This window comes from Streptomyces tubercidicus (genome assembly GCF_027497495.1).
Classification (GTDB): Bacteria; Actinomycetota; Actinomycetes; order Streptomycetales; family Streptomycetaceae; genus Streptomyces; species Streptomyces tubercidicus.
This window is the reverse complement of the sequence record NZ_CP114205.1, coordinates 3044141-3058071: the sequence shown is the minus strand read 5'-3', so window position 1 is coordinate 3058071 and position 13931 is coordinate 3044141. Positions and strand designations below refer to the sequence as shown.

11 protein-coding genes are annotated in these 13931 nt (G+C 71.4%); 7 read left to right on the top strand and 4 right to left on the bottom strand.

Annotated features, from left to right (window positions below; all coding sequences use genetic code 11):
• Positions 1-16: 16 nt before the first annotated feature.
• Complete coding sequence (locus STRTU_RS13015) at positions 17-1612, bottom strand: FAD-dependent monooxygenase (RefSeq protein ID WP_246240429.1); 1596 nt, start codon at positions 1610-1612, stop codon at positions 17-19.
• A gap of 37 nt (positions 1613-1649) precedes the next feature.
• Here STRTU_RS13015 and STRTU_RS13010 point away from each other — a divergent pair, with 37 nt between their 5' ends.
• On the top strand, positions 1650-2327 hold the full coding sequence (locus STRTU_RS13010) for a TetR/AcrR family transcriptional regulator C-terminal domain-containing protein (protein WP_159743691.1): 678 nt from the start codon (positions 1650-1652) through the stop codon (positions 2325-2327).
• A gap of 273 nt (positions 2328-2600) precedes the next feature.
• On the opposite strand, the gene STRTU_RS13005 is transcribed toward STRTU_RS13010, so the two are convergent.
• From STRTU_RS13005 to STRTU_RS12995, 3 genes are read right to left on the bottom strand one after another with little or no spacing between them, the layout of a single operon-like run.
• A complete protein-coding gene (locus tag STRTU_RS13005) occupies positions 2601-3755 on the bottom strand; it encodes an acyltransferase family protein (RefSeq protein ID WP_159743690.1) in 1155 nt (384 codons plus the stop codon).
• A complete protein-coding gene (locus STRTU_RS13000) occupies positions 3752-5107 on the bottom strand; it encodes a polysialyltransferase family glycosyltransferase (protein ID WP_159743689.1) in 1356 nt (451 codons plus the stop codon). Before STRTU_RS13000 ends, STRTU_RS13005 begins: the two co-directional genes overlap by 4 nt.
• On the bottom strand, positions 5107-6084 hold the full coding sequence (locus STRTU_RS12995; protein ID WP_159743688.1) for a glycosyltransferase family 2 protein: 978 nt from the start codon (positions 6082-6084) through the stop codon (positions 5107-5109). Before STRTU_RS12995 ends, STRTU_RS13000 begins: the two co-directional genes overlap by 1 nt.
• Positions 6085-6271: 187 nt before the next feature.
• On the opposite strand from STRTU_RS12995, the gene STRTU_RS12990 reads away from it, so the two are divergent.
• From STRTU_RS12990 to STRTU_RS12965, 6 genes are all read left to right on the top strand, one after another.
• Entirely contained in the window at positions 6272-7591 is a 1320-nt protein-coding gene (locus STRTU_RS12990; protein ID WP_159743687.1) for a DUF6716 putative glycosyltransferase, read from the top strand.
• 32 nt (positions 7592-7623) lie between these two features.
• A complete protein-coding gene (locus STRTU_RS12985; protein WP_159743686.1) occupies positions 7624-8841 on the top strand; it encodes an acylneuraminate cytidylyltransferase in 1218 nt (405 codons plus the stop codon).
• A gap of 54 nt (positions 8842-8895) precedes the next feature.
• The gene (locus STRTU_RS12980) at positions 8896-9828 is read left to right on the top strand and encodes an N-acetylneuraminate synthase family protein (protein ID WP_159743685.1); all 933 of its coding nucleotides are present in this window, start codon (positions 8896-8898) and stop codon (positions 9826-9828) included.
• Positions 9829-9856: 28 nt separating this feature from the next.
• The gene (locus tag STRTU_RS12975) at positions 9857-11068 is read left to right on the top strand and encodes a hypothetical protein (protein ID WP_159743684.1); all 1212 of its coding nucleotides are present in this window, start codon (positions 9857-9859) and stop codon (positions 11066-11068) included.
• Between the two features lie 163 nt (positions 11069-11231).
• Positions 11232-12491: an amidohydrolase gene (locus STRTU_RS12970; RefSeq protein ID WP_159746890.1), complete on the top strand. Its 1260-nt coding sequence runs from the start codon at positions 11232-11234 to the stop codon at positions 12489-12491.
• A gap of 289 nt (positions 12492-12780) precedes the next feature.
• Positions 12781-13812 carry a BMP family lipoprotein gene (locus tag STRTU_RS12965; RefSeq protein WP_159743683.1) on the top strand — a complete coding sequence of 344 codons (1032 nt, stop codon included), beginning with the start codon at positions 12781-12783 and terminating at the stop codon, positions 13810-13812.
• Positions 13813-13931 lie beyond the last annotated feature (119 nt).

Genomic DNA, 13931 nt, shown 5'->3' with positions numbered 1-13931 from the left:
GCCCCGCCCGGTGGGTTCAGCAGGCCGCCGGTACCGCACCCGCGCCAGCGTCCGCGCCCGCGCCCGCGCCGAGGTACGCCCCCAGCGCCGCGGCCACCTGTGCCGTCGCGTCCTCGGGCGGCGCGGCCAGGGCGAGGTATCCGTCGGGGCGGATGAGGAGGACGGCCGGGGCGCTGCCGTAGGCGTTGCGGATATGGCCGTCGGTGTCGATCAGGTCCGGGGCCGGGCCGCCGACGCGGACGACGCGCAGCAGGGCCGGATCGGCGGGCAGGGCATCGGCGTCGACGCCGGTCCCGCCCAGGTCGAGCACGGTGAAGTGCGGGCCGCGGAAGGCGTCGAAGAGCCGGGTGGGCGTGCCGTCGGCCGTGGTGCACGGGGCCTCGGGGGCGCGGTCGCCCGCGCGGGGCGCGCCCTCGGGGACGTCCGTACGCAGCTCCCGCGTCAGTGGGCTCTCGGGGTAGCCGATACCGAGCTGGTGCAGGTCCCGGCCGCGCTCCAGGGTGCGGGAGCGGTGCAGTCGGGTGCTGGTGTCGAGGATGCTCTCGGCGATCGGGCGGCGCTCGGTCCCGTAGGTGTCGAGGAGGCTGTCGGGGGCGCCGTGCCGCAGCACCAGGCCGAGCTTCCAGCCGAGGTTGTAGGCGTCCTGGACACTGGTGTTGAGGCCCTGGCCGCCCGCCGGTGAGTGGATGTGCGCGGCGTCGCCGGCCAGGAATACCCGGCCGGTGCGATAGCTGTCGACCAGGCCGGCCCTGGGGCGGAAGAGGGAGGACCACAGGACCTCGCCGATCTGTGCGGCGTCGAGGTGGGTGTGCGCCGCGAGTTCGGCACGGACCGTTTCGGGTGAGGTGTCCGGCGTGCCGTCGAATCCCGCGATCATGGTCTGGAAGTATTCGGTGCCGGCCAGCGGGAGAAGGCTCGCGAACCCGCCGGTCGGCGACTCCCAGCGATGCCAGTGGTCGCGGTCCAGGCCGTCGACCCGGACGTCCGCGAGCAGTACGGCGACCGGTTCCAGCTCCGGGCCGCTCATCTTCAGGCCCAGCGCGCGGCGCACGGTGCTGCGTCCGCCGTCGGTGGCGACCAGATAGGCGCCGCGTACGGTGCGCTCCGCCCCGTCGGCATGGCGCAGACGGGCCGTCACACCGGCGGAATCCTGGTCGAACGCGGTGAGTTCGGTGCGGAAGAGCACCTCCCCGCCGAGCTGCCGCAGCCGCGCGTACAGGACCTCCAGATTGCGGAACTGGGGCACCATCAGGCCGTTGGAGTACGGATTGTCGGGCGTCGGGTCGACCCGCTCGATCATCTGGGTGACGTCGGCGATCGCGCCGTTCTCCCAGCGGGCGGTCTCCGGATAGAGGCCGCCGACCGCGAAGGCCGCGTCCAGCACCCCGAGGTCGTCGTAGACCTCCTGGGTGCGCGGCTGTACGCCGGTGCCGCGGGCGCCGGGCGAGAGGTGCTCCTGCCGCTCGACGAGCAGAGTGCGCAGACCGCGGCGGGTGAGGTCGATGGCCAGGGCGATGCCGGTCGGGCCCGCACCGGCGATCAGTACGTCGACCGCCGTGCCGTCGTCGGGCAGGGTGGCGCCAAAGGTTTCCTTAACGTTGTTAAGTTCCATGTCCCGAGGATGGGCTTAACGGTGTTAAGTTGTCAACATGGTTTCGCGCATCGACCGGAAGCAGGTCGTGGACACCGCACTGCGGCTGCTGAACGAGGTGGGCCTCGACGGACTCACCCTGCGAGGCATCGCCAAGGAGCTGAACGTCCAGGCCCCCGCGCTGTACTGGCACTTCAAGAACAAGCAGGAACTGCTGGACGAGATGGCCACCGAGATGGTCCGGCGGATGGCCGGGCGTCTGGAGGGGGGCGGGTCCGGTGCGCGCCCGCAGGCCGGCCCCTGGCAGGAGATGCTCCGCGACAGCTGCCGCACGGTCCGCCGCGAGCTGCTCGCCTACCGCGACGGCGGCAAGGTCTTCAGCGGCACCCGGATGACCGACGGCACCGCCGTAGGCCCGCTCAACTCCCTGATGACCTGCCTGACGGAGGCGGGCTTCACCCTGGACGCGGCCGCGCGCGCCTGGTGGACCGCGTACAACTTCACCGTGGGCGTGGTGATCGAGGACCAGTCGGTCCACCCGGTGCCCGGCCACCGCGAGATCCGCGACCCGGCCTACGACCAGCCCGAGCGCGAACGGCGGATCGGACCGGACTATCCACTCGCAGCGCTGGCCGGCCGCGAGATGTTCGGCGACCTGGAGCGGGCCTTCGAGGCCGGACTACGCATCATCGTCGCGGGGATCGAGGCCACGGCCGGGCCGGAAGTACGGGGTTGAGGCGGGGGTGACCATCCGGCGGCTTGCCCGGCGCGACGTCTTCAGCCTGCTGTGACAGTGAGTATCACGGGGTGTGGGCAGGTGGGAGTTGCCATCTCCCTGAGTGGCCAGGTGGGAGCGCCAGGTCGCGCCGGACCGCCGCGTCTTCGGGCGACAAGGGATGCGGATGAGGGTGGTTGCCGACATCGCCTTTCCCCGCCCCCGTCGCCAACCTGCGACGGGGGCGGGGCGGTACGAGGGCGGGCCCGAGCCCGCCGCCAAGGATCCCCCGACTCACCGCCGTGGATCGATCGCCCGCTTCAAGACCGGCGTCAACGGCCGTTCCACAAACCGGTGCAGTACCCACGCGAGCAGCAGCATCAGCCCCACGGTAAGGATCAGCGTCGCGTACGAGGGCAGGCCGAGGCTGTGGTGCAGGGCGCGTACCGCGACCCAGCCCAGGTGTTCGTGGACGAGGTAGAAGGGGTAGGTCAGGGCGCCTGCGACGGTGAGCCAGCGCCAGTTCGCCCAGTGGAGTTTGCCCAGGGCGACTGCGGCGACCAGGGCGAAGCCGAGGGTGATGACGGCGATGATGCCTGTTGTTGAGCGGTAGGAGAACGCGTCGACGGACGCGGAGTGCCAGAGGCGCTCGACCGCGTAGTGCTGGCCGATGAGCCAGCTGACCAGGACTATCGCCCAGGCGATCGGGTCGCGGGCGCCGTAGCGGTGGAGGAGGTACAGGCCGATGCCGCCGATGAAGTACGGGGCGTATTCGGGCATCAGCACGGTGTCGAGGAGGGGCTCATGGGCGGTCTGGGCGAGTGCGGCGGCCAGGGTCCAGCCGGCGCAGAAGAGCACCACACGGCCGCGGGTGGCGCCGGGCAGGATGACGCAGAGCGCGAAGAGGGCGTAGAAGCGCATCTCCGCCCAGAGGGTCCAGCACACGCCGAGCACCCGGTCCACGCCCAACGGCTGTTGCAGCATGGTCAGGTTGGTGAGGACTTCGCTGGGCGGCAGTGCCTTGTAGGCGACCCAAGGGAGTGCGAAGACCGCGGTGACCAGCAGGATCGCGGCCCAATAGGCCGGATAGAGACGGGAGATGCGCGAGGCGACGAAGGCCCGCAGGGTCCGCCCCCAGCCACTGAGGCAGATCACGAAGCCGCTGATCACGAAGAAGATCTGGACGCCCAGGCAGCCGTAGGCGAACAGCGGGGCGGCGGTGGGGAATTGGTCGGCGGGCGAACCGCCCCAGGCCTGGCTTATCTCGCCGTCGCGCCCCCCGAAGTGGTACGCGGCGACCATCAGGGCGGCGAGCAGCCGCAGCCCGTCGAGGGCGCGCAGCCGCGAGGAACCGGTGCGGCTGCGCCCCTGTATTGCGGGCTGGGGTGCCGTGAGGGCGAGATCCGGCGCGGCCGGCGGTGGGCCGGCCGTCAGCTGAGGGGCGCTCATCCGAACGCGGCCCGCTTCTTCAGCCGCCGCTGCACCGAACGCGCCCGGCGCGCGACCCGGCGGACGGTGGCATTGCGCGGAATGAACGACAGCTGCGACGGGATCGCCCCGGGCAGCGCCAGCGCGGTCAGCCGGCGGCGCTTGAAGTAGCGCCGGGTGAACGTGTCGAGATGCGCCGCCAGATAGCGCTCGGCGGACGGCCGCAGCTCCGGATAGATCTGGTGCTGCATCGCATAGCCGACCGCGGTGACCAGGCCCTCGATGCTCTCGGCGGTGGCGTAGGCCCGCGGGTGCTCGCTGAGGTCACCCAGGTCGGGCACCAGCGCGTCCACGATCGTGACCGGCATCCGGTTGCTGTTCTGATACGGCGTGAGCCGCTCCAGCAGCAGCCCGGTGCCGGTCCGCGCCGTCGGCAGCCCGTAGAAGGTGGCGGCCGTCAGCAGTGCGGTGGAGAAGCAGCCGACGACCAGCGCGGGCCGCATCCGCTGGTAGAGCACCTCGGCCAGCACCGGGCTGTCCAGCACGGTCAGCGTGATGTCCAGCTCCTCGGCCTCCCGCTCCAGCAGCCGCGACCAGCGGGCCGGCGCGGACGGATGCGGCTTGAAGACGATCTCGCGGTGGCCGCGCTCGACGGCGCCGCGCACCATCCGCACATGCAGATCCTCTTCCTCCTCCGGAGTGAGGATGCCCAGCGCGGAGAGGTACTGGCCGAGGAGCAGCGCACCGCCCTCCGGGACCGCCACCTCGCCACTGGCGTCGGAGAGTTCGGCCAGCACCTTGGTGAAGGCGTCGGTCGGTACGGTCTGCGGCGCGACATCGAACTCGGTGAGCAGCAGCGGCGTCAGGCCCGGCACCAGGTCCAGATGCAGCAGCCGGCTGATCCGGGTGCCGATCAGCGGATCGAGCTTGTTGCGGGTGGGGCCGTAGCTCATCAGGCCGTCCGCGTAGACCTCGATCGACGCGTCGGGGAACAGCTGGGCGAGCGCCAGCGCCGGGTTGACCTGGATGGACTCCACGACCAGCTCGACGCGGTCATCGCCCAGGCCCCACAGCAGCCGCAGATGCCGCTCCCACAGCGGGACATCGTCCGAGCGCGGCGACCAGCCGCCCGGATGGAACGGGCTGATCGTCTCGTTCCACGACAGCACCCGGTCGAAGCGGCCGCGCAGCCGCTCGAAGCCGGGCATGGTGTCCAGGGACGCGCTGGTCTCCGGCGTCGTCGCGTTGTTGCTGATCAGCAGCAGCCGGCGCTCGGCCGGGGCGAAGCAGTCGGCGTCCAGCGCCGCGGCGAGGGTCGCCGCGCCGTAGAGCGTGGACGCCATGAAGATCTGGGTACGCGGTCGGGTGGACATCAGGCGGCGACCTCCGCCGGGACAGGGCGACGGCGCAGCCGCCGCAGCCGGGACGCGCGCTGCACATCCATGGAATCCAGGGCTTCCTTCAGTACGTCCTGCGGCATGCGTTTCATGGCCGCGGCGCTCATTGTTCGCAATTTACGGGCGACCTGCGGTTCGAACCGTTCGATCGAACCGAGGTGATGGGCAATGATCGCGCAATACGTGCGCACCGCCTTCGGCAGCAGAAGATCGGCATTGCGGTCCTGTGCGGTTTCCTCGATCACCTGATCGAAGGCGCGAATGAAGTCCAATTGCCGCACATCCCCGATCTGGGTCAGGGAAGAGGACACACCGCGCCGGTAGAAAACGCCGAGCAGTCCGACCACCGCCATGGACTTCGCCTCGCGGTGCAGCCGCCAGATCCACGGGCGGTCCTCCGCGGTGCGCAGTCCGTCCCGGAAATGCAGTACCCCGTCGTCCAGCAGCCGCCGGTGGTACATCCCGGCCCAGGCGTACGCGTAGTCGACGGAGGTGGAGCGGTCGGCGGGCAGAATCACCTCGCGCGGGTCCATCACCACCCCGCGCCGGCCGTGCGGAACCCGGTGGACGGTGCGCGCGCGGGCGGTGCACTGGACATGGTCCGTACGGACGAAGTCACATCCCAACTCCTCGATGGTGGAGAGGAGTTCGGAGTAGTAGCCGGGGGCGAGCCAGTCGTCGCCGTCCAGGAAGGTGACGTATTCGCCGCGGGCCTCGTCCAGGCCGGTGTTGCGCGCGGTGGCCAGGCCGCCGTTCTGGCTGTGCCGCAGCAGTCTGGCGCCCGGCAGCTCGCGCTCGGCGCGCGCGAGAATCTCCGGGGTCTCGTCGCGCGAACAGTCGTCGACGAGCAGGAATTCAAAGTCCTCGCGGGCATTGGCCGCCAGGCTTTTCAGGGTGTCGGGCGCGTATGTCTGCACGTTGTAGAACGGCACGATGACGGAGAGCTTAACCACCCTCATGACGCTAGGCGCGCAGGCGGCATTCGTCTTTACCGGGTGCGGACCTCAAGGTGAACGAAGAATGGCGGGATGGTTAACCAGGGCGCCCATTGAGCCGGTTCGCCATTCGTCGACCCGCTGTTAACCCTTTGTTGCGACCCAGTTGGCCCGTCGAACGGAATGCCTTCCTAGCGTCTGGGACGTGCCATCACGTACCAACTCTTCGCCGCGGGTCGCCGTACTCGCCGACTCGGATACCCGGTGGAAATGGGGCGCTTTGACAGCGTACCGAATCCAACCGGACATCCGGCTCGACGGCTACCTTCTCCGCGGCCGCGCCACTCCCACGGTCCGCCAGCTCGACGAGGTCGGCGCCCGTGCGGACTCGCTGCGCGAAATCAGGGGTATCGACTTCGTCCGGTCCGTCGACCGTACGCGGTATGACGTCATCGTGCTGGCCTGCGTAGGCGGAGCGGTGCAAGCGATGCTGCACGGCCTCGCCCACGCCTGGCGCGGTGCCGCCGCCCGCCCCGTCGTCGTCACCGGCTATGTCGGTGTCGTCTACGAGAAGCTCGCCGACGGGCTGCTGCTGCGGCACGGCGCGGATGTCGTCCTCGCCAACTCCCGGCACGACGCGGACCGCTTCCGCGAGGTGTACCGCGGGGTCAGCGCCGACGACGGCAGCGTCGTGGAGTGCGCCCTGCCGTTCCTCGGCGGCGCGCCCTACACCGGCACGCACACCCCGTACACCGTGGTGTTCGCCGCCCAGCCGTCCGTCCCGGAGAGCCGCGCCGACCGCACCTACCTGCTGCGCAGAGCGGTCGAGCACGCCCGCCGGCACCCGGACCGGGAGGTGCTGATCAAGCTCCGCAGCAAGCCGGGCGAGCACACCACCCATATCGAGGAACTGCCCTACCAGAAGCTCGCCGCCAAGGCCCCCGGCGGACTCCCCGCCAACTGCCGCCTGGTGTACGGCAACATGGGCGAGGTCCTGGACCGCACCGACCTGATGGTGACGGTCAGCTCGACCGCCGCCCTGGAATCGCTGCACCGCGGCATCCCCACCGCCGTCCTCACCGACCTCGGCATCCGCGAGGTCCTCGGCAACCACCACTTCCTCGGCTCCGGCTGCCTGGCCTCCTGGGACGAGCTGGACGCGGGCCACCGCCCGGAGCCGGACGCGGACTGGCTGGCGCGGCAGGGCGTCGCCGCCGACGGGGACTACGAGCGGGCCTTCGACGCCGCCCGCGACCGGGTCACCGCGCTGCGCACCGCCGACCGGCTGCCCCCGATCACCCCGTACTACACACCCCGCACCGCCCCCGGCTACCTCCCCGGCATCCTCGCCCGGCACGGCCTGGACCCGCACGGCGAACCGCTCGCCGGCCATGCGGAGGCCCCCGAGGAGACCGGCGGACTGCGCCGGGTCGCCCGCGAGACGGTCCGCGAGGCCGCCCGCGGCGCCTACCGGCACGGCGTCCAGCGCGTCGCCCCCGCCATCCGCCGCTGGGGGCAGCTGTGACCACCCAGGCCAGCTCCCGGAAGGAGCCCGATATGCCGCCGAACCCGCAGAGCAGCCCGCCGACCGTGGTGGCCGTCATACCCGCCCGCGGCGGATCGAAGGGCGTGCCCGCCAAGAACCTCGCCGCCGTCGGGGGAGTGCCCCTGGTGGCCCGCGCGGTCCGGGAATGCCGCGCCGCGCGCCTGGTCACCGATGTCGTGGTCTCCACCGACGACGCCGGGATCGCCGCCGCGGCCCGCGGCGCCGGCGCGGTCGTCGTGCGGCGTCCCGGCGACATCGCGGGCGACACCGCCACCAGCGAGGCCGCCGTCCTGCACGCCCTGGACGCCTACGAGGCCGAGCAGGGCGCGTCGGTCGACGCGGTGCTGCTGGTCCAGTGCACCAGCCCGTTCATCGTCCGCGAGGACATCGACGGAGTGGCCGCCGCGGTCGTCGAGGGCGGCGCGGACAGCGCGCTGACCGTGGCGCCGTTCCACGGCTTCGTCTGGCGGGACGCCGAACCGGAGGTCACCGAGGCGGCCGCCGGCGGCCACGGCGTCAACCACGACAAGTCCTTCCGGCCGCGCCGCCAGGACCGCCCCCAGGACCTGCTGGAGACCGGCGCCGCCTACGGCATGGACGCGGCCGGCTTCCGCGCCGCCGGCCACCGGTTCTTCGGCCGCACCGAACTCGTGCGCACCGACCCGGCCCGGGTGCTGGAGATCGACGATCCGCACGATCTGGCCCGCGCCCGCGCCCTGGCGCCGCTGCTGGACGCCTCGCGTCCCGGCACCCTTCCGGCGCTCGACGACATCGACGCCGTCGTCCTCGACTTCGACGGCACCCAGACGGACGACCGGGTGCTGATCGACGCCGACGGACGGGAGATCGTCGCGGTGCACCGCGGCGACGGCCTCGGCATCGCCGCCCTGCGCAGGGCGGAGCTGAAGCTGCTGATCCTGTCCTCGGAGACCAACCCGGTCGTCGCCGCACGGGCCCGCAAGCTGCAGGTGCCCGTCCTGCACGGCATCGACCGCAAGGACCTCGCCCTCAAGCAGTGGTGCGAGGAAGCGGGCATCGCGCCCGAGCGCGTGCTCTACGTCGGCAACGACGTCAACGACCTCCCGTGCTTCGACCTCGTCGGCTGGCCGGTGGCCGTCGCCGGGGCGCACGACGTGGTGCGCGGCGCGGCCCGCGCCGTCACCGCGACGCCCGGAGGCAGCGGCGCGATCCGCGAGATCGCCGGCTGGCTCCTGGGCCCGTCCCTGTAACCCACCCAGATCCCACCCCCGCACACCCCCTTATCAATGCGAAGGAACCTCCCCATGAGCAGCAACTCCCGCCTCCGCACCCTCGGCTCCCGCGAGGCCGGCCCCGGCCGCCCCGTCTACGTCACCGGTGAGATCGGCATCAACCACAACGGCGACCTGGAGAACGCCTTCGCGCTGATCGACGCCGCCGCCGACGCCGGCTGCGACGCCGTCAAGTTCCAGAAGCGGACCCCGGAGATCTGCACCCCGCGCGACCAGTGGGACATCGAGCGCGACACCCCCTGGGGCCGGATGACCTACATCGACTACCGCCACCGTGTGGAGTTCGACGAGGACGGCTACCGCGCCATCGACGAGTACTGCAAGAAGCGCGGCATCGCCTGGTTCGCCTCCCCGTGGGACGTCGAGTCCGTCGCCTTCCTGGAGAAGTTCGACGTGCCCTGCTACAAGGTCGCCTCCGCCTCGCTCACCGACGACGACCTGCTGCGCGCCATGCGCGCCACCGGCCGCACCGTCATCCTCTCGACGGGCATGTCCACCCCGAAGCAGATCCGGCACGCCGTCGAGGTCCTGGGCAGCGAGAACATCCTGCTCTGCCACGCCACCAGCACCTACCCGGCCAAGGCCGAGGAGCTCAACCTGCGCATGATCAACACCCTGCAGGACGAGTACCCCAACGTCCCGATCGGCTACAGCGGCCACGAGACCGGTCTGCAGACCACCCTCGCCGCGGTCGCCCTCGGCGCCACCTTCGTCGAGCGCCACATCACCCTCGACCGCGCGATGTGGGGCTCCGACCAGGCCGCCTCCGTCGAGCCCGGCGGCCTGTCCCGCCTGGTCCGCGACATCCGCACCATCGAGGAGTCCCTCGGTGACGGCGTCAAGAAGGTCTACGAGAGCGAGCTCGGCCCGATGAAGAAGCTGCGCCGCGTCACCGGCGTGGTCGCCGAGGCCGAGGCCGAGGCCGCCGAGCCGGCCTCCGTCTGACCGCCCGGCCGACGAACCGACGGGAGCCATGGTGAGCTCACCTGAAGGGACCCGCGCCGTGGCCGGCACGCCCGGCGCCGAGGTTCCGCCCCCGGAGACGGCGGGTCCTCCCGCCCGTCGTCTCCGGGGGGTGCCCCGGCAGCGCTACCGGACCGCACGCTCCGGCGAGCCGGGTGCGGACGCCCGGGACACCGGCACCCTCGCGTTCGTCGAGAGCCCGGTGCAGCTGCTGAACGTCCTGGAATGGGCGCACACGGCACAGGCCACCGGGCTCACCGTCGTCGTGCTCTCCCCGCACGATCCGATGACCCGCGGCCAGCTGCGGCGGATGGCCGAACTCGCCCGCGACGAAGGCCATACGGTGCGCTGGGAGGAGGCCCGCGGCGGCCCGACCGCACCGGTACGCACCATCGGCGGCCTCACCCCGCTGCTGCGCCGGGCCCGCCGCGTCGTCATCGGCGACCCGTTCTCCCGCTACGTCCAGCTGCTGCTCTCCCTCGCCAGGGCGCGCGATCTGGTCGTGGTCGACGACGGCACCGCCACCATGGAGTTCATCTCCCAACTCGCCCGCGGGGAACAGCTGGTGCGCTGGCACCGCAACGGCAGCGGGCGCGGCGCGCGGGACCTGCTCTTCGCGCCGTTCTCGGCCACCGCCCGGCGCCGGCTCACCCCGGCCCCCGAGGGCGGGCGGCGCACCGTCGGCCTGTTCAGCTCGATGCCCGTCGAGGCGCCGCCGGGCGTCGAGGTCACCACCAACGAGTTCGCCTGGACCCGGGGCCGCTTCGGCCCGCCCCGGCTCACCCGCGCCGCCGATATCGTCGGCACCTCGCTGGTGGAGACCGGAGTCGTGGACTGCGAGCGCTATCTGGCGGCGGTCTCCGCCCTGGCCCGTACGCACGGCGCCACCCGCTACTTCGCGCACCGCAAGGAGAGCACCGAAAAGCTGCGCCAACTGGTGAACGAGACCGGACTGGAGGTCGTCCGGCCCGATCTGCCGCTCGAACTCATCGCCCGGCGCGGGCCCATCGGACGGCTGATCGTCAGCTTCCCCTCCACCGTGGTGCACACCCTGCCGCTGGCGCTGCTGGGGACGGAGGTCAAGGTCGCGGTCTGTGACATCGATCCGGAGTGGCTGACGGCCAACGCCTCACCGCGGGCCCAGGGTTTCCTGGACGGAGTCACCGGCACCGCCCGCGACGTGCAGCGACTGCCGTTCACCCAGCGGATGGCGGCCGGCTGAGGACCGGCGCCGCGCTGCGCGGGAAGCCCTACTGCATACCCGTCGCATAAACCGTCCATGCGCCGAGCGGCCTAGATTTTCTTCCCCTAACGGGCTGAACTTTTGTTGATCGAAGGACAGTTGCCCCCGTAAGACCCGTAACCTTCCACGGGTGAACCACGTGATGTCCCGAGAGGTCAGCGCCGCCCGTACCCCCGCCGGGGACCAGCTCCCCGGCGCCCTTCCCGAGGCGCTGCGCGCCGAACTCAGCGCCTTCCGGCGCGACTTGCACCGGCACCCGGAACTCGGCAACCAGGAGTTCCGGACCACCGCGGCGATCAAGGAGCGGCTGGAGCGGGCCGGTCTGCGCCCCCGGGTACTGGCCACCGGCACCGGCCTGGTCTGTGACATCGGCACACGGGATGCCACCGCCGACGGACGGGCCGTCGCGGCCGCCCCCGACCGCCCCCTGCTGGCACTGCGCGCGGACATCGACGCGCTGCCCATCCCGGACACCAAGACCGTCGACTACGCCTCCACGGTCACCGGCCGCGCCCACGCCTGCGGCCATGACGTGCACACCGTCGTCGTCCTCGGCGCCGGTCTGGTGCTGGCCGAGCTGGCCCGCACCGGCGCCCTGCCGCGCCCCGTACGGCTGCTCTTCCAGCCCGCCGAGGAGGTACTGCCCGGCGGCGCCTCCGACGCGATCGAATCCGGCGCTCTGGACGGCGTCGGCCGCATCCTCGCCGTCCACTGCGACCCGCGCGTCGACGCCGGCCGGATCGGGCTCCGTACGGGAGCGATCACCTCGGCCTGCGACCGTCTTGAGGTCGAGCTGGACGGCCCCGGCGGCCACACCGCCCGCCCGCACCTGACCACCGACATGGTCACCGCCGCCTCCCGGGTCGCCCTGGACGTACCGGCACTGCTGGCCCGCCGGGTCGACGCCCGCGCCGGTCTGGCCGTCACCTGGGGCCGGCTGGCGTCCGGCCACGCCTGCAACGTCATCCCGCAGCACGCCGAACTCTCCGGTACGGTCCGCTGTCTGGATCTCGACGCCTGGCGCCAGGCCCCGGACCTGGTGCACGCGGCCATCGACGAGGTCGCCGCCCTGCACGGCGCGAAGCCACAGATCACCTACGTCCGCGGAGTGCCCCCGGTGGTCAACGAGCCGGTCACCGTCCAACTGCTGCACTCCGCCATGGCCGCCCGCCGCGGCGAAGGCGCCATCGAGGACACCGAACAGTCCCTAGGCGGCGAAGACTTCTCCTGGTACCTCGAACACGTCCCCGGCGCCATGGCCCGCCTCGGCGTCCACCCACCCACCGACCCCACCCACCGCGACCTGCACCGCGGCGACTTCGACGTGGATGAGCAGGCGATCAAGGTGGGGGTGGAGCTGTTCACCGGCGCGGTGCTTCTCGACGGGGACCTAGCGGACTGATCGCGGTGGGTCCGGGCGGCGCCGCGCCGCGGGACGACCGGGGATGCCCGGGATCGCGCCCCCGGTCTCACCCCGTAAAGCGGACCAATTCCGCAAAGCGCAGATATCGGCCCGTTCCGGCAGCTCGCCTGGACGGGCCGCGCAGCTCGCCCCCACGTGTTTCGTTCCGGCCCCCTACGCCTCGAATCGATAACGTCCACGCAGTGGAGGGTTTTGCGCCAGGTCTACGCGCGTTAATCTCCCGACAAGCCAGCGCCAATGGGGGCGCTTAGAGCGAAGGGAAGGCCCCGTGCGTCGGGTCATCAGGATTGCCGCCGCGGCCACCGCTACCGCGGGCCTCGCGCTCACCGCCACTGCGTGCGGTCAGAGCTTTGCCGAGGCCAACCGCGCCAAAGACGCGGGGGTCGGGTTGGCCTTCGACATCGGCGGCCGGGACGACCACTCGTTCAACGAAGCGGCCGCCCGTGGTGCGGACAACGCGACCAAGAAGCTGGGCGTCAACGTCAAGATGCTCACCGCCAAGAACGGCGAGACCGAGGCGGACCGCGAGCAGCGCCTCACCTCCTTCGCCGAGGCCGGATACAACCCGGTCATCGGCGTCGGCTTCGCCTACAGCCAGGCCGTGCAGAACGTGGCCAAGGACTTCCCCGCCACCACCTTCGGTGTCGTGGACGCCGTGCCGGAGGGCAAGAACGTCGACGCGATGGTCTTCGCCGAGCACGAGGGCTCGTATCTGGCCGGGGTCGCGGCCGCGCTGAAGAGCAAGAACCACAAGGTGGGCTTCATCGGTGGCGTGAACAACGCGCTGATCCAGAAGTTCCAGGCCGGATACGAGCAGGGTGTCCGCGACACCGACCCGAAGGCCAAGGTCACCTCGCAGTACCTGTACCCCAATAACGACAAGGGGTTCAACGACCCGGCCGCCGCCAAGGCCAAGGCCGCCGGCATGCTCGACAGCGGTATCGACGTGATCTACTCGGCGGCCGGTCAGTCGGGCGCCGGGGCCATCGAGGCGATCAGCAAGGTCAAGGGCGCCTGGGCGATCGGCGTGGACTCGGACCAGTACCAGCAGCCGGGCCTGGCCCGCTACAAGAACCGGATCCTCACCTCGGTCGTGAAGAACGTCGATGTGGCCGTGTTCGACCTGATCAAGAGCGGACAGGACGGGAAGCCGCTGACCGGCGTCCACTCCTACGACCTCAAGCACAGCGGAGTGTCGCTCGCCACCTCGGGCGGATTCATCAAGGACATCCAGCCGAAGATCGACGCGGCCCGGAAGAAGATCATCGAGGGCAAGGTGAAGGTCAAGGAGACGCCGTAGCCCGGGACCACCGCCGCCCCGGGGCCGCCGCAGCGCCGGACCCCCGGGGACGCGCCCCACGTCCCCCCTTGTGACCTTCCGGTCCCTGACTTTCCGTCCTATTGGCTCCGTCATCCCCG